We start from the raw sequence: 16,038 nt of genomic DNA on the forward strand, positions 1-16,038 counted from the left end.
ACCAATCCCCAGCCGCCGTTCGCCGAGCCTGGCAAGAATCGCCCGGAAGATGAGATCCGCCAGCCGGGCAGTTACAGGCCCGAGCGCGATGCCGATCCGGAACCGCCGGAAGACAACGACCCTGTCGAGCCGCTTGAGCCGAAGTAAGCGATCGGCGCATCCCCGCGATGCCGCCACGCATAGGCCACCATGCGCCAGGGGCTGAAGCGGAACGTGAGTTCATGGTCGCCCGCCGGGATGCACACCGCCCGGAACATCCCATTGGCGCGATGGATGGATACCGGGCGGCCGTCGATGTCCGCGCCCCAGCCAGGGTGGTCGAGTTCGCCCGCGGCAAGCCAGCCACCCGTCGTCGAGTGCGTGGCGATCCGGATCCCCGACGGCGCGTTGTGCAGGACCTCCATGTGGACGACGCCCGCACACGTGCCGCTTTCCGATCGGCTTTGCAGCAGGTCGTCGGCATCGCGGGGCGTGAGCCATAGCGTCGTCGCAAAGTCCGTGGCGATGAACGCCGCGATGTCGGGCATGTCGCCCACGCCCAGGGCATGCACCGTCACCGGATTCAGGAAGCGGGGATAGGCGCCGTCGTTGCGCCACACGTCCACGTTCTTGAACGCCTGAAGCTTCCGGTAGTCGGGTGGCGGGGTGAATGCCGCGCCCGTGCCCGCATGGCCCACGACGAGGTAGCGCACGCCGAGCAGGTCGTCGAGCCGTGATGCCGGCCACGCGTTGTACGGCGCCTCGGACACGGTCGCGTTCGCGTTTTCGCGCGGTTGGTACCACGCCTCGTATAGTGCGTAGCGCAGGGGGTTGTAGCCCTGCGTCGAGGCGATCTCCGTCAGCACGCCCATGTTGTCCCACTGGGTGGTCGTGCCCTGTGTCGTCATGCGCTGCGTGGCCACCGCGCCTTCGCTCGCCACGACGCTTTTCACGTAACGCACTGCGGCCTGTGCCCTGAAGCGCGCGGCGCCGTCGCCGGTACCGTTGAACACACCGTTGAAATTGAAGCTGCGGTAATCCGCCACCAGCAAGGCGACCAGCCACAGGGCGACCGCCCATGCCGTCCGCGGCCTGCGCACGAACCACAACGCGGCCACGGCCACGGCCACGGCGAACAGCGGTGCCGCGAGGCGCGCGATGGCGCTGATGGCCAGCAGCCACACCGCGGCGACGCCAAGTACAAAGGCGGTATCGCGACGCGAGCGCAGGTCGAGCGTGCTGGCGCCGACTGCGGAGAGACATGCCAGCGCAAAGTTCAGTAGGTAGGCGGCATCCGACGGGCGGCGGAAGTGGGTCAGCCCCGGCATCCACGTGTACAGCCAGCCGTACACCGGCGTGTGCGTGCCGAACATGCACAGGCCGGCGAGTAGCGCGAGCACCAACGAGCACACGATGAGGGTGCGCGGCGTCCGGGCACGCCACGCGCGGCCCAGTCCCGCGAGCGCCAGCACGGGAAGCGTGCCGACGTAGAGAAACGCCTGGATCGGATCCACGGGTGCACCGTGCAGATCGCGCAAGGCGTCGTACGCATTGGGATAGACAAGGAAGAGCAGCGAGCGCAGGTCGAGCGACCCGGCCTCTGCCAATGACAGCGCCATGTCCTTGCGGTTGGACAGTTGCAGGCTCGCCCAGGTGAACGCGAGCTGGGGCAGCGCGAGCACGATGGAGACCATGCAGGCGACGAGAAGCCCACCCACCGTCCGCCGCCGCGCCGCCGTGTCAAACGCCGGCCACGCACGCACGATGGCGAGACACGCATAGGCCACCACCATCAGCACGAACAGATACGTGACCTGCACCAGCTGTGTCGCCATGGCGCCGGCCGCCAGGCCCAGCAGCGCGCCGCGCGCCAACCGTGGTTCGGCCAGGAAGTGGCGAAGCGCCAGCAGCACGACGGGCACGTAGGCATAGGCAATGACAATGGGCACGTGTTCCAGGCGCGACGCAGCCACGCCGCCCCCCATGAACACGAGGGCGCCGACGAGGGCGCCAAATGCGTTCGCCCCATGCCGACGCAACAGCGCGAGCATGGCCGCGGCGCCCATCAACATGTGGAGCAGCACGCCCCAGGCGAACCAGCCCGCACCGGGTTGGGCCGGCACCAGCATCCAGGCCATGAGCAGTGGCGAGAACAGCATGCCCTGCGGGTCACCTGCCTGGGCGTAGCCACCGTAGATGTAGGGATTCCACCAGGGCGCGATGCCCGAGCGGATCATGTGCGCGTTGAAGTACACCGTCGGGTAGAACTGGTCCAGCGCATCCCACGGAAGCACGCGGCCGCCCAGCAACACACTGCCATTGAGCACGAGCCACGCCACGCACAGGACCAGGAAAAGGCGCCGGTAAGGTATCGGGTCCGTCATCGAGGCGCGCGTCGCATCCTTGGGAATCGGGGAAGTCTAGGGCAAGATCCTGCGCCCGGGGGCCTGTGGCGCGCGGGGCCGCGCGGTTAGACTTCCCCCATGAGTCCCGCCCCCCGCAAACCGACGCCGCGCCGTCCGGCGCCCACCATGGCGCGCAAGCCCGCCCCTGCCGCCGCGCCCGTGCGCCCGGCGGATGCCTCGACCACGGCCGAGCGGGTCATCGCCTTCCTGCTGCGTGGCGCGCCCAAGGCACGGCGCGAACGCATCTACGCGTTCCTGCAGCTCACCCGCATGGATCGCCCCATCGGCGCCCTGCTCCTGCTCTGGCCGACGTGGTGGGCGCTGTGGCTGGCCGCGAAGGACTTCCCGCCGGCGGGCCCGCTGGTGATCTTCACCCTGGGCGTGTTCGCCATGCGCTCGGCCGGCTGCGCGATCAATGACTACGCGGACCGCAAGCTCGACCCGCAGGTCGCGCGAACGGCGGGGCGTCCCATCGCGAGCGGCCGCATCACCCCGCGCGAGGCGCTGATCACCTTCGCCGCGCTACTGGCGTTCGCCTTCGTGCTGGTGCTGTTCACCAACACGCTCACGATCCTGCTCTCGTTTATCGGCGCTGCGCTGGCGGCCGCGTATCCCTTCAGCAAGCGCTACACCCACCTGGCCCAGGTCGTCCTCGGCGCCGCCTTCGGCTGGTCCATCCCCATGGCCTTCGCGGCGGTCACCAACACCGTGCCGCCCGTGGCATGGCTGTTGTTCATCGCCAACATCCTGTGGTCGGTGATCTACGACACCGAATACGCGATGGTCGACCGCGAGGAAGACCTGAAGGCGGGTGCAAAATCCACCGCCATCCTCTTCGCCGATGCGGACCTGGTGATCATCGGCGTGCTGATGGGCACCTTCCTGCTGACGATGCTGCTGGTCGGGACGCGCGCCGCGCTGGGCTGGCCGTACTGGCTGGGCGTGGCGGCGGCGGCGGGCCTGTTCGGCTACCAGCAATGGATGATCCGCGATCGCGCGCGTGATGCCTGTCTTTCCGCGTTCCGCCACAACAACTGGGTGGGCCTCGCGTTGTGGGTCGGCATCGTGGTGGCGCTGGCCCTGTGACGGGCATCACGTTCGTCACCATTCGGAAAAGTTTGCTGTCATCGTGACATCCCACGGACATGTCGCATGAACATGTCCGTCATTGCTGACGCATAAGTTTCAGGGGATCGCGTGCCCAGGGAGAGGCCGGCGTGCTGGCAAACCCCTGCCGGCCGACGGGGTGGGCACGTTCAAGCCCATCCCCGGAGTTCGACCCCCACATGCGTACCACCCTGCTCAGCCGCGCCCTTCGCGCGGCGCTCGTCAGCGCGTTCGTTTTTTCCGCCGCGGCCCACGCCCAGGACACGGCACCGGAGAAGAAAGCCACGGATCTCGACAACGTCGTGGTCACCGCCCGCTCCGGCACGGAGACCCGCACGAAAGCGGAAACCAGCTATTCGATCACCACGATCGACGAGGACCGCCTGCGCATGCAGGCGCCGACCAGCGTCACCGAAGCGGTGAAGTCCGTGCCCGGCTTCTGGGTGGAATCCTCCGGTGGCGAAGCCTCGGGCAACATCCGCGCCCGCGGCATCCCGGTGGACGGCTACGGCTCGGTCAACCTGCTGGAAGATGGCATCCCGGTGCAGCACGACCCGGCGCTCGGTTACCTCAACGCGGACCAGGCCTTCCGCCTGGATGAAACCATCGAGCGCGTGGAAGTGGTGCGCGGCGGCCCGTCGTCCATCTTCTATTCCAACGCGCCAGCCGGCGCGATCAACTTCATTCCGCGCCAGGCCGGCGATACGCCCGAAGGCCTGGTGAAGTACACGGTGGGCAACTATTCGCTCAACCGCCTGGACTTCTGGTACGGCACGCCGATCGGCTCGGGCTGGAAGCTCGGCGTCGGCGGTTTCTGGCGCGTGGACGACGGCATCCGCCGCCCGCAGTTCCACGCCGACGACGGCGGCCAGCTGCGCGCGACGCTGTCCAAGCAGCTCGAGCATGGCGACATCAGCTTCGACGTGAAGCACATGGACGACAAGGTGGCGCTGTACCTCGGCATCCCGATGTACACCGACCCGCACGGCGACATCCGCCCGGCGCCGGGCTTCAACGGCAACTACGGCACCCTCGCCGGCCCGGAAACCCAGAACCTCGACATGCGCGAGGCCGGTGGTGGCACATACCACTTCGACAACAGCGAAGGCACGCACGTGAAGCGCACCCAGGTGTCCTTCAAGTTTGACCACGACCTGGGCGACGACTGGAAGCTGGCGGAAGCCATGCGCTACAGCACCACGGATACACAGCGTAACGGCGTATTCCCGAACGCGGTGCAGACCGGCGCCTCGCTGATCCAGCAGGACAGCGCCAAGCGCCTCGCGCTCATCCCGGGCGCCACCGCCTTGCAGCTGCAATACGTCGACCAGCCCAGCCAGGTGTTCAACACCAACGGCCAGAACGGCAACGGCCTGGTCGTTACCGGTGGCATCCGCGGCGTGACCATGCCGGTGAACGAGTTCATCAATGACACGCGCCTGCTGCGCAAGTTCGAGTTCGGCGACCAGAGCCACGACGTGACGCTGGGTTATTACCACGCGAACTTCGAACAGGACTTCGACCGTTATTCCTCTACCGTGCTGATGGATGTGCGCGACAACGCCCGCCTGCTTGACCTGGTGGGTGTCGACGCCAACGGCAACGTGGTTGGCTCGCTGACCGACCACGGCTTCTACGGCTACGGCTACGAGTGGGAACACGCCAGCGGCAAGTCGAACACCAATGCCGTCTACCTCTCGGACGAATGGCAAGTGACCCCGGAACTGCGCATCGACGGCGGCGCGCGCTGGGAGAAGGTGTCCGTGCAGGGCTACACGGAAGGCAAGGCCACCGTGGACCTGGGCGGCTCGCCGGCCGCGGCCAAGGTGCTCACCGGCAACGGCCAGTACGCGCACTACGACCAGAGCTTCGACAAGACCGGCTGGACGCTGGGCGCCAACTGGCAGTTTTCGGCGCGCCAGGGCCTGTTTGCCCGATGGACGTCCACCTTCCGCCTGCCCAACCTCAGCAGCTACATCACCAGCCCCACGGCCACGCCGATCATCCAGACGATGGACCTGGGCGAAGCCGGCTGGAAGTACAGCGATCGCTTCCTCGACCTGTACGCCACTGCGTTCTATACCAAGTACAACAACGTCAGCTTCTCGAACTACGTGTTCAACCGCGACACGAATACCTCCACGCCGCAGACCGGCTATGCCGACACCAAGACCACGGGCCTGGAGCTTGAAGGCACGGCGTACCCGAGCAAGTGGTTCGACGTGCAGTTCAACGCTACGCTGCAGGATCCGAAGTACAAGGGCCTGCGCTACACGGAAGTGGTCAACAACGCCCCGGTGCTGCGTGACTACGAGGACAACCAGCTGATCCGCGTACCGAAGGTGAGCTACCGCATCGTGCCGGGCGTGAACCTGCTGGATAACCGCCTGCGCCTGCAGGTCTCGTATGAGCACGAAGGCCAGCGTTATGTCGACACCGCCAACTCGGTGCGCCTGCCGGCTTACCACGTGGTGAACTTCAGCGCCCGCTACGACGCCACCCAGCAGCTGTCGCTGTACCTGTATGCCGACAACCTGTTCAACTCGCTGGGCCTCACCGAGGGCAACCCGCGCGCGGGTGAGCTGGCCAGCTCGGACGTCGGCGCCACCACCTTTATCGCGCGCCCGATCCTGGGCCGTTCGTTCCGCGCTGCCGCGATGTACCGTTTCTGATGCGCGGGCTGATCACCGCCCTGCTCCTTGCCTGCACCTCCGCGGCCACGCTGGCCACGGAGCGCGCACCGGACGTCGTCCTGCACGGCGACCTCACCGGCAAGGACATCCACACCTACCGCGAGGTGCCGTTCGACGTCCCGGCTGGGACCCGGCGCATCACCATCGACGTGACCTACACCGGGCGCGAACAGCGCACCACGATCGACCTGGGCCTGCTCGGCCCGGATGGATTCGCGGAACAGGACGGCTTCCGTGGCTGGAGCGGCGGCAGCAAGCGTCGCTTCACCGTGTCGGCCACGGATGCCACGGCCTCCTTCCTGCCTGGCGCGATCCACGCGGGGCGCTGGAAGCTCCTGCTCGGCATCCCGAATATCCGGCCGACGTCGACAGCCGAGTTCACCGCCGATGTGTGGTTCTCGGGCGATGACGAAGGCTTCGGCCCGGAGCACGGCCTTTCCCCGCCGCTGAAGGTGGCCGATGGCTGGTACCGCGGCGACCTGCACATGCACACCGCGCACAGCGATGGCGGCTGCCTCAACCACGGCGGCACGGCCAAGGTGCCCTGCCCGTTGTTCCTCACCACCGAATCGGCCGCGAAGCGCGGGCTGGATTTCATCGCCATCTCCGAACACAACACCATGTCGCAGGTGTCGGAGATGCGTGAGCTCCAGCCTTACTACGACACCATGCTGATGATCCCCGCGCGCGAGATCACCACGTTCGAGGGCCACGCCAACCTGTTCGGCGTCGCGCGGCCGCTCGATTTCCGCGTTGGCAGCGCCACGGTGCCGGACTGGAACGCGCTGACGGCCGATGTCGCCAGCGCACACGGCCTGATCTCGATCAACCACCCGCGGCGCCCGAACGACGAGACCTGCATGGGCTGCGGCTTCACGCCGAAGAAGCCCGTGGATATGCACGGCTTCCAGGCGATCGAAGCGATCAACGGCCGCGATACCGAACGCAAGGACACCGGCATTCCCTTCTGGGAAGCGCAGCTCAACCAGGGCGTGCACATCACCGGCATCGGCGGCGGCGACAGCCACGACGGCAGCGACGGTGCGCGTGACGAGTTCGCCGGGGTGATCGGCACGCCGACCACCGTGGTGCATGCGCGCGAGCTATCGATGGAAGGCATCCTCGACGGCATCCGCGCCGGGCACGTGTTCGTCGATGCGGAAGGCACGAAGGACCGCATGCTGGATGTCACGGCGACGACGGGTGATGCGTCGGCACACATGGGCGATGCGCTGAAGACCGCGAAGGGCGGCAAGGTGCACGTGGCCGTCAGCACCGCGGGCGTGGCCGGCGCGCAGGTCGTGATGACCGTCGATGGAAAGCGCAAGGCGACCCAGCCCCTCGGCACCGATGGCGCAGCCGCCTTCGACTGGAAGGCGGACACCGCGCAGCATTGGCTACGCATCGATGTACGCGCCGCTGACGGCAAGCTGCTCCTTCTCGGCAATCCCGTCTACGTCGGCCCGTAAGGTTCTACGGCGCGGCCGCCTTGAAGCCGGGCTTGGGCGTGCGGGCCAGTGCCCAGACATCCACGCGCTCCACGCCGGCTTCAAGCAATGCCAGCGTGCAGGCTTCAAGCGTCGCGCCGGTGGTCATCACATCGTCCACCACCGCGACGTGGCGTGCCGCCGGCACGCCACGCACGACGAACGCGCCACGCACGTTCCTCGCGCGCTCCTCGGCATCCAGCTCGCTCTGCGCCTCGGTCACCCGCGTGCGCTCCAGCAGCCGCGGCTGCAACGCGACGCCGAGGTGTCGCGCCAGCGGCCGGGCGAGTTCCAGCGACTGGTTGAAGCCACGCTCGCGCAGGCGCGCCGCATGCAACGGCACGGGCACGATCAGGTCCGGTAACGCCGGCGGCGGCCCCGCGGCGATCCACCGACGCGCCAGCACCTTGCCCGCCACCAGGTTGCCGCCGAACTTGAAGCGTGTTTCAAGAAGGTCCAGCGGCCACGCGTAGCGGAACGGCACCCACACCGATCGCCAGGGCCGCGGGCCTTTCATGCATTCACCGCATAGCTCGGCCGTGCGCGCCAGGGGCAGCGCGCAACCGCGGCAGTGATAGGTGTTGGGCGCCAGTGACGCTGCGCAGCCCGCGCAGAGCTCGATGCCATCGTGGCCGGCACTGCCGCACAGGAGGCAGCGGGGTGGCATGAGGAACTGGCCCAGGCGGGCCAGCCAGGGGAATGCGTCCATGCATCCGATCCAGTGGGGAGTCAGTTATTCGGGCGGTACATCGCCGCGTCGACGATCGACCACAGGTGGATGATCCAGCCCAGCCACACGATCCACAGCACGGCGGCGAGGACAAACATGATCAGCGCCTTGAAGACGCGGCCCTGCACCAGCTGGCCCAGGCCGGGGATGAAGAAGCTGCACACCGCGGCGATGACGTTGCCGGCACTGCCCTGTCCTGCTGCACTCATGGGGAACACTCCTTGGGGGGAACGGCTCCATCGTACGGCAGGGCGGGGAATTCGACGGTAAACTCACGGCATACCGTTAAGGTTGACAGTGCCGGGGCGGGCGCCGACACTTCGCCGCTTCGCCAGGAGCCCTCCATGACCGCAGCCCTTCGCCACGACTGGACCCTCGCCGAGGTAGAACACCTGTTCGCCTTGCCGTTCAACGACCTGTTGTTCCAGGCCCAGACGGCGCACCGGCAGTACCACGACCCCAATGCCGTGCAGGTTTCCACCTTGCTGTCGATCAAGACCGGCGGCTGCCCGGAGGATTGCGCCTACTGCCCGCAGGCCGCCCGCTACGCCACGGGGGTGAAGGCCGAGAAGCTGATGAGCGTGGAAGCCGTGCTCGCCCGGGCCCAGGCGGCCAAGGATGCCGGCGCCAGCCGCTTCTGCATGGGCGCCGCCTGGCGTGCACCGAAAGACCGCGATGTCGCCAAGGTGGCCGAGATCGTCAGCGCGGTGAAGGGCCTGGGCCTGCAGACCTGCGCGACGCTGGGCATGCTCACCGGCCCCCAGGCGGACACGCTGAAGTCGGCCGGCCTCGACTTCTACAACCACAATCTCGACACCTCGCCGGATTTCTACGGCGAGATTATCCACACCCGCGATTACCAGGACCGCCTGGACACCCTGGAAAACGTGCGCCACGCCGGCATGAAGACCTGCTGCGGCGGCATCGTCGGCATGGGTGAATCGCGCTCGCAGCGCGCGGGCCTGCTGAAGACCCTGGCCAACCTGCCGGAACACCCGGAGTCGGTGCCGATCAACCGCCTGGTCCAGGTGGCCGGTACGCCGCTGCATGGCACCGAGGCGCTGGATCCGTTCGAGTTCGTGCGCAGCATTGCCGTGGCGCGCATCCTGATGCCGGCCTCCGTGGTGCGCCTCTCGGCCGGCCGCGAGACCATGGACGACGCGCTGCAGGCCCTGTGCTTCGCCGCCGGCGCCAACTCCATCTTCTACGGCGAGAAGTTGCTGACCACCGGCAACCCGGACGTCGAGCACGACCGTCGCCTGTTCGAGCGCCTGGGCCTGAAGCCCATGGAAGTCGAGTTCGAGCCGGGCACGGTGCACGCCGACATCGTCGAACCCGCCGACGCGGCGTGAGCGCCCGGCCGGACCTGCGCCTGCGCCTTGCCGCCGCGCACGCCCAGCGCGAGCGCGAGGGGCTGCTGCGCCGCGTGCGCACCTGCGAGATGCTGCCCGGCGGCCGGCGCATGGTCGGCGGCCGGGTCCTCGCGGACTTCTGCGGCAACGACTACCTCGGGCTGGCCAGCCATCGCGAGCTGGTGGCAGCACTGACCCGTGCCGCGGCGTCCGAGGGCGTGGGCACAGGAGCGGCGCACCTGGTCTCCGGCCACCGCGGCGAACATGCCGCCCTCGAGGAAGAGCTGGCCGACTGGACCGGCCGCCAGCGCGCCGTGCTGTTCTCCACCGGCGTGATGGCCAACCTGGGGGCGCTGCAGGCCTTGCTGGGCGCGGGCGCCATGCCGGCGCGCGACACCGCGCTCTGCGTGCAGGACAAGCTCAACCACGCCAGCCTGATCGACGGCGCGCAGCTGGCCGGCGCCGAGCTGCGCCGCTATCCGCATGCCGACGTGGCCGGTGCGGCACGCCAGCTCGAGGCGCGTCCGGACCTCCCGGCCCTGCTCGCCACCGATGGCGTGTTCAGCATGGACGGTGACATCGCCCGGCTGCCGGCGCTCGCCGCCCTGTGCCGTGAGCGCAACGCGCTGCTCTATGTCGACGATGCCCACGGGCTGGGCGTCGTCGGACCGCAGGGCGCCGGCGCCGTGGCGGCGGCAGGCCTGGGCAGCGGCGAGGCGCACGTGCTGATGGGCACGCTGGGCAAGGCCCTGGGCTGTGCCGGTGCCTTCGTGGCCGGCGACGCCGACCTGATGGACGCGATCGTCCAGTTCGCCCGCCCCTACATCTATACGACGGCGATGCCGGCCGCGATGGCCGCGGCCACCCGGGCCGCACTGCGCCTGGTCCGCGAGGACACGGAAGGCCGCCGCGAGCGGCTGGCCGCCAATATCGCCCGGTTCCGGGCCGGCGCGACCCAGCTCGGCCTGCCGCTGATGCCCTCCGACACCGCCATCCAGCCTGTGCTGCTGGGCGAGACCGGCACGGCCCTGGCCGCCGCGCGGGCGCTCGAGCGGGCCGGCTTCCTGGTTGTCGCCATCCGCCCGCCCACCGTGCCCCGGGGCGGCGCCCGCCTGCGCATCACCCTCTCCGCCACCCATACGGCCGAGCGGATCGATGCCCTGCTGGCCGCCCTGGCCCGGATACACCTGCCGGTGCAGGCCCTCGCCGTATAATGGGCGGCCCCGCGCCTCACCCCATGCCCATGTCGATCCTCAATATTTCCGCCTACAAGTTCGTCGGCCTCGACGACCTCGCCGCCTTGCGCGAGCGGATCGTGGCGCGCTGCGAGGCGCTGGCACTGAAGGGAACGATCCTGCTGGCACCCGAGGGCATCAACCTGTTCCTTGCCGCACCGCGCGAGGCGGTGGATGCGTTCATGGCGTGGCTGCACGAGGATCCGCGGTTCGCCGACATCGCGCCGAAAGAGAGCTGGTCCGAGGACGTGCCGTTCGGCCGCATGCGCGTGCGCCTGAAGAAAGAAATCATCACCATGCATGCCCCGTCCATTCGCCCCGAGGCCGGCCGCGCGCCGCACGTGCCCGCGCGCGACCTGCGCCGCTGGCTCGACCAGGGCCATGACGACGACGGCCGCGCCGTGGTGCTGCTGGATACGCGCAACGATTACGAAGTGGCCGCCGGGACGTTTGAGAACACCGTGGACTACGGCCTCGCCAGCTTCACCGGCTTTCCCGAAGCGGTGGCCGCGGATCGCGCGCGCTTCGAAGGCAAGACGGTGGTCTCGTTCTGCACCGGTGGCATCCGTTGCGAGAAGGCCGCGATCCACATGCGTGATATCGGCATCGACCACGTGTACCAGCTCGAAGGCGGCATCCTGAAGTATTTCGAGGAAGTGGGCGGCGCGCACTGGCGTGGCGACTGCTTCGTCTTCGACGGCCGTGGCGCCGTCGATCCCGCGCTCGCCCCCAGCGACGCCCCAGGCGACGACGCGTGAGCGACCTCTACATCGAACGCCGTGGCAACGGCCGCATCCCGCTGGTGATGATCCACGGCTGGGCGATGCACGGCGGCATCCTGCATCCGCTGGCCGATGCACTGGCCGCGCACTGCGACATGTACCTCGTGGACCTGCCCGGCCACGGCCACTCGCGGGATTCATCGATTCCGCTGGAGCCGCGCGCGTGCGTCGAGGCGATCCTTCGGGAAACGCCGCCGGCGGCATGGCTGGGCTGGTCGCTGGGCGGCCTGGTCGCGATGACCGCCGCACTGGAGCACCCCGAAGCCGTGCAGCGGCTCGCCACCATCAGCGCCACGCCGAAGTTCGTGCAGGGCGACGACTGGCCGCAAGGCAATCCGCCCGCCATGGTGCGCCGGCTGGCTGCCGATCTCGAAGCGGATTACAAGGCGACCGTCGACCGCTTCATTGCGCTGGAAGCGCTGGGCAGCAAGGATCCGAACGCCGAAACCCGCCAGCTGAAGGCCGAAGCCTACAGCCGGGGCGAACCCGATCCGCGCGTGCTGCTGGAGGGCCTGCGCGTCCTCGAAGACACGGACCTGCGTTCGCGCCTGCACGAACTCACCGTGCCGAGTGTGTGGATCGCGGGGCGGCTCGACCGCATCGTGCATCCCGCCGCCATGCGCTGGTCCGCCGAGGCCGCGGGCGGCCGTTTCGTGGAACTGGCGCATGCCGGCCACGCCCCTTTCATTGGACACGCCGCCGAACTGGCGGAGGTCCTGCTTCCGTTTATCGGTGCCGACGCATGAGCGATTTCCACTTCGACCGCCGCCAGGTGCGCCGCAACTTCGGCCGCGCCGCGGGCACGTACGAAAAGCATGACGCGCTCCAGCGCGAAGTGCAGTCCACCCTGATCGAACGCCTCGATGTGTTTCCGCAGGTACCCGAGGTGGTGCTCGACGTCGGCGCGGGCACCGGTCGCGGCACCGCCGCGCTCAAGAAGAAATACCCGAAGGCCAAGGTCATCGCGATGGATATCGCGCTGCCGATGCTGAAGCAGGCCAAACAGAACGCGGCGTGGCTAAAGCCGTTCTCGCGTGTCGTGGCCGATGCCTACACGCTGCCGGTGCCGGACCACAGCGTGGACGTGCTGTTCTCCAACCTGTGCTTCCAGTGGTGCGAAGACCTCTCGCGGCTGTTCGCCGAATGCGCGCGCGTGCTCAAGCCCGGCGGCCTGCTGACCTTCTCCTCGCTGGGCCCGGACACGCTGCAGGAACTGCGCGCCGCGTGGGCCACGGCCGATGAGCAGGCGCACGTCGCTCGCTTCCTCGACATCCACGATATCGGCGACGCGATGCTGGCCCAGGGCCTGAAAGACCCGGTGCTCTTCACCGAGCGCTACACGCTGACCTACCCGACCCCGCGCGCCGTGCTCGACGAACTGCGCGGCCTCGGCGCGAACAACGCCGACGCCGACCGCCAGCGCGGCCTGACCGGCAAGCAGCACTACAGGCGCATGCTCGACGCGTACGAAGCCATGCGCACCGACGGCACCATTCCTTCAACCTGGGAAGTGGTGACGGCGCATGCATGGGGCCCGCCCGAAGGCCAGTCGCGCCGCGAGGGTTCGGGCGAGATCGCCAGCTTCTCGATCGACAAGCTGCGCGGCTCACGGCGCAAGACGCCTTTCAGCTAACGCGCAACGCACCGTGGCAGTCGCAGCTGGCGAGGTGGTCGTCGACCATCCCCGCCGACTGCATAAGGCCGTAACAGATGGCCGTACCGGCAAACTGGAAGCCGCGGCGCTGTAGTTCGAGGCTCATGGCGTCCGAGATATCCGAACGCATGGGCACGTCTGCCGGCTCGGCCCACGCGTTGACGATGGGCCGCCCGTCAGTGAACGACCACAGCAACGCGGACAGGGATTCGCCGCGCGCTTCCATCGCCGCCACGACACGTGCGTTCGCCCGCACCGAGGCGACCTTCAGGCGGTGCCGGATGATGCCCTTGTCGACCGATGCGCGGGCGAGCTCGTCATCGTCCATCTGCGCAATGCGCGCCACGTCGTACTCGTGGAACAGTTGCCGGTAAGCGCAACGCTTGCCGAGCACCGTGCGCCAGGCCAGGCCCGCCTGTGCACCCTTGAGTACCAGCAACTCGAACAGGCGCCGGTCGTCGTGGACGGCCCGGCCCCATTCGTTGTCGTGCCAGCTGCGTTCGATGTCGCTTCGATCTGCCCAGGAACAGCGCATGATCCGCCTCGTCGTCACGGAAGGGACAACAAGGATAAGAAGACGCCAGCGATCTATCTGTCCGGCGCGCCCTGCAATACCCGTGGGCGGCGCCCTTGCCTACCAGGGTAATGCGTCGAGATCGACGTTGCCGCCGGTGATGACGACACCCACGCTGCGCCCTGCGAAACGTTCCGGATAGCGCAGCAGCGCCGCCAGCGTCGTGGCGCTGGAGGGCTCAACCACCACGCGCAGCTCGGACCACAGCAGCCGCATGGCGGACACGACCTCGGCATCGCTGACCCGCAACACGTGCACCTGGTGGTCGCGCAACGCGTGGAAGTTGGGCTCACCGATGAGCGTGCGCAGGCCATCGCAGATCGTTTGCGGCGTGAACGGCCCCACGCGCTCGTCGGCTTCGAGCGAACGCGCGGCGTCATCCGCGCCTTCGGGCTCGGCACCGAACAGCACGATGCCCGGATCGATGCCATGCGCCGCAATGGAACAGCCCGAGGCAAGGCCACCCCCACCGACGGGAAACAACAGCGTGTCGATGCCCGGTGCCTGGCGGAGCAGCTCCGGCACCAACGTGCCCTGCCCGGCCATCACGCGCGCATCGGCATAGGGATGCACGAGGTTGGCACCGGTCGCGGCCATCACGTCGGCCGCGGCCGCTTCGCGTGCCGCGGTGGTCGCGGCACAACGATGGATCGTGGCGCCCGCGGCGATGATCGCATCCACCTTGGCCTTGACCGCGCCCTCGGGGACGACGACATGGGCCGGAATGCCGCGCGTGCGTGCCGCCATCGCCAGCGCGTTGCCGTGGTTTCCTGATGAGTGCGTAACCACGCCACGCACGGCGTCTTCGTCGCTCAGCGACCACACGGCGTTAGTGGCGCCGCGGAACTTGAAGGCCCCACCGCGCTGCAGGTTCTCGCACTTGAACCACACCGACGTGCCGACACGCGCATCGACGAGCTCGCTACGCAGCACCGGTGTCACCACCGCGTAAGGCGCGATGCGGGCAGCGGCATCGCGGACGTCGGAGAACGAAGGCAGCATCACGAGGTGAATTCCACTCCGCAGACGAAACGGCGCGTGGCCCCGGGCGCCAGCGTGATGGCGGCCGCGCAATCCTCGCGGTTGAACGCGTCAGGAATGGATTCCATCGGCTCCAGCGCCACGGATTTGCGCGGGTCACGCTCGTTGGTGTCCGAGGTGAACGCCAGCATCACGCCGCTCTCCTGCCACAGCGCGATACCGATACCGGTGTGTGGATCGCGCAGGTGCGTGCGCGCCTTGCCGTCGTCGTCCACCTGGAGGTCGGTAAACGTGTTGTTCAAGGGCACGGCGCCGACACTGCGCCTCTGCCGGAAATCCAGCGACGCGTCAGCGTCATCCAGTGACTGCCACGCCTTCGCACCCGGCAGCGGGATGAAATCTTCGCGCGCGGCGATCACGCCCTGCGCCGGAATCTGCAGTTCCCAGCTGTCGATCGGGCTGTCGGAGAGGCGGAAGTACGGATGCCAGCCAAAGAAGGTGGGCGCGGCGTGGTCGCCGACGTTGCGCGTCTGCGTTTCCAGCGAGAGGCCCCGCGCATCCAGCGTGAAGGTCACGCTGAAGTCGAGCGCGAACGGGTAGCCGGGATGCACGCCCGGGCGGATGGCCTGCGTGGAGAACGTCGCGCTCGCACGCTCGGCGCCGTCCTGTTCATTCGTGACGTCAAAAAGTTCGGCGCGAAGGAACCCGTGGCGGATCGCGCGATCGGCGCCGACGGCACCTGGCTGCAAGTCGTAAGGTTTTCCTTCAAACGTGTAACGCGCGTTATCGATGCGGTTGGCGAAGGGGGTCATGATCGCGAAACGCGACCCCTTGTGCGGCAGCAGTTCCTTTTCGTTAAGGAAGGCGTCGGCGATGTTGTGCAAAGCGCCGTCCAGCGGCACGCCAATCACCAGTACCGTGGCGCCACGCCGGGCGATATGTACCTCACGGAGGCCTTCGCTATCGCGAAGGATGACCACTTCCTGGGCGCCCAGGGAAGAGCGCGTCACGCTGAAACGGGACATCGGAGGGTTCCTTTTGACGGATCTGCCCGCATGT

General features: G+C 68.1%; 14 protein-coding genes. 8 read left to right on the forward strand and 6 right to left on the reverse strand.

Annotation, left to right across the window (positions count from 1 at the left end; genetic code table 11):
- Nucleotides 1–71: 71 nt before the first annotated feature.
- On the reverse strand, nucleotides 72–2,363 hold the full coding sequence (locus FIV34_RS19525) for a YfhO family protein (RefSeq protein ID WP_139985155.1): 2,292 nt from the start codon (nucleotides 2,361–2,363) through the stop codon (nucleotides 72–74).
- A gap of 180 nt (nucleotides 2,364–2,543) precedes the next feature.
- Here FIV34_RS19525 and ubiA point away from each other — a divergent pair, with 180 nt between their 5' ends.
- From ubiA to FIV34_RS19540, 3 genes are all read left to right on the forward strand, one after another.
- Nucleotides 2,544–3,470, forward strand: a complete 927-nt coding sequence (gene ubiA / locus FIV34_RS19530) for a 4-hydroxybenzoate octaprenyltransferase (RefSeq protein ID WP_246058849.1) — start codon at nucleotides 2,544–2,546, stop codon at nucleotides 3,468–3,470.
- A gap of 200 nt (nucleotides 3,471–3,670) precedes the next feature.
- Complete coding sequence (locus FIV34_RS19535; RefSeq protein WP_139985157.1) at nucleotides 3,671–6,163, forward strand: TonB-dependent receptor; 2,493 nt, start codon at nucleotides 3,671–3,673, stop codon at nucleotides 6,161–6,163.
- Nucleotides 6,163–7,653, forward strand: a complete 1,491-nt coding sequence (locus FIV34_RS19540) for a CehA/McbA family metallohydrolase (RefSeq protein WP_170207666.1) — start codon at nucleotides 6,163–6,165, stop codon at nucleotides 7,651–7,653. Before FIV34_RS19535 ends, FIV34_RS19540 begins: the two co-directional genes overlap by 1 nt.
- Before the next feature lie 4 nt (nucleotides 7,654–7,657).
- Here FIV34_RS19540 and FIV34_RS19545 read toward each other — a convergent pair whose 3' ends face one another.
- Complete coding sequence (locus tag FIV34_RS19545) at nucleotides 7,658–8,380, reverse strand: ComF family protein (protein ID WP_139985158.1); 723 nt, start codon at nucleotides 8,378–8,380, stop codon at nucleotides 7,658–7,660.
- A gap of 20 nt (nucleotides 8,381–8,400) precedes the next feature.
- The gene (locus tag FIV34_RS19550; RefSeq protein WP_139985159.1) at nucleotides 8,401–8,610 is read right to left on the reverse strand and encodes a hypothetical protein; all 210 of its coding nucleotides are present in this window, start codon (nucleotides 8,608–8,610) and stop codon (nucleotides 8,401–8,403) included.
- Between the two features lie 135 nt (nucleotides 8,611–8,745).
- Between FIV34_RS19550 and bioB the strand changes: the two genes are divergently transcribed.
- From bioB to bioC, 5 genes are read left to right on the forward strand one after another with little or no spacing between them, the layout of a single operon-like run.
- On the forward strand, nucleotides 8,746–9,753 hold the full coding sequence (bioB, locus tag FIV34_RS19555) for a biotin synthase BioB (protein WP_139985160.1): 1,008 nt from the start codon (nucleotides 8,746–8,748) through the stop codon (nucleotides 9,751–9,753).
- Nucleotides 9,750–10,967, forward strand: a complete 1,218-nt coding sequence (gene bioF / locus FIV34_RS19560) for an 8-amino-7-oxononanoate synthase (RefSeq protein WP_246058693.1) — start codon at nucleotides 9,750–9,752, stop codon at nucleotides 10,965–10,967. The genes bioB and bioF overlap by 4 nt, the downstream gene beginning before the upstream one ends.
- Before the next feature lie 29 nt (nucleotides 10,968–10,996).
- On the forward strand, nucleotides 10,997–11,746 hold the full coding sequence (locus FIV34_RS19565) for a sulfurtransferase (RefSeq protein WP_139986128.1): 750 nt from the start codon (nucleotides 10,997–10,999) through the stop codon (nucleotides 11,744–11,746).
- On the forward strand, nucleotides 11,743–12,516 hold the full coding sequence (gene bioH, locus FIV34_RS19570) for a pimeloyl-ACP methyl ester esterase BioH (protein ID WP_139985161.1): 774 nt from the start codon (nucleotides 11,743–11,745) through the stop codon (nucleotides 12,514–12,516). Before FIV34_RS19565 ends, bioH begins: the two co-directional genes overlap by 4 nt.
- Nucleotides 12,513–13,403 carry a malonyl-ACP O-methyltransferase BioC gene (bioC, locus tag FIV34_RS19575; RefSeq protein WP_139985162.1) on the forward strand — a complete coding sequence of 297 codons (891 nt, stop codon included), beginning with the start codon at nucleotides 12,513–12,515 and terminating at the stop codon, nucleotides 13,401–13,403. The genes bioH and bioC overlap by 4 nt, the downstream gene beginning before the upstream one ends.
- On the opposite strand, the gene FIV34_RS19580 is transcribed toward bioC, so the two are convergent.
- The 3 genes from FIV34_RS19580 to FIV34_RS19590 all read right to left on the reverse strand — a co-directional run bounded on the left by FIV34_RS19580 (nucleotide 13,396) and on the right by FIV34_RS19590 (nucleotide 16,004).
- Nucleotides 13,396–13,959, reverse strand: a complete 564-nt coding sequence (locus FIV34_RS19580; RefSeq protein WP_139985163.1) for a DNA-3-methyladenine glycosylase I — start codon at nucleotides 13,957–13,959, stop codon at nucleotides 13,396–13,398. The two genes, bioC and FIV34_RS19580, sit on opposite strands and share 8 nt — an antisense overlap.
- Before the next feature lie 99 nt (nucleotides 13,960–14,058).
- Entirely contained in the window at nucleotides 14,059–15,000 is a 942-nt protein-coding gene (locus FIV34_RS19585) for a threonine ammonia-lyase (protein WP_139985164.1), read from the reverse strand.
- A complete protein-coding gene (locus FIV34_RS19590; protein WP_139985165.1) occupies nucleotides 15,000–16,004 on the reverse strand; it encodes an aldose 1-epimerase in 1,005 nt (334 codons plus the stop codon). Before FIV34_RS19590 ends, FIV34_RS19585 begins: the two co-directional genes overlap by 1 nt.
- Between the last annotated feature and the right edge of the window lie 34 nt (nucleotides 16,005–16,038).

It is taken from the genome of Luteibacter pinisoli (genome assembly GCF_006385595.1).
GTDB lineage: Bacteria > Pseudomonadota > Gammaproteobacteria > Xanthomonadales > Rhodanobacteraceae > Luteibacter > Luteibacter pinisoli.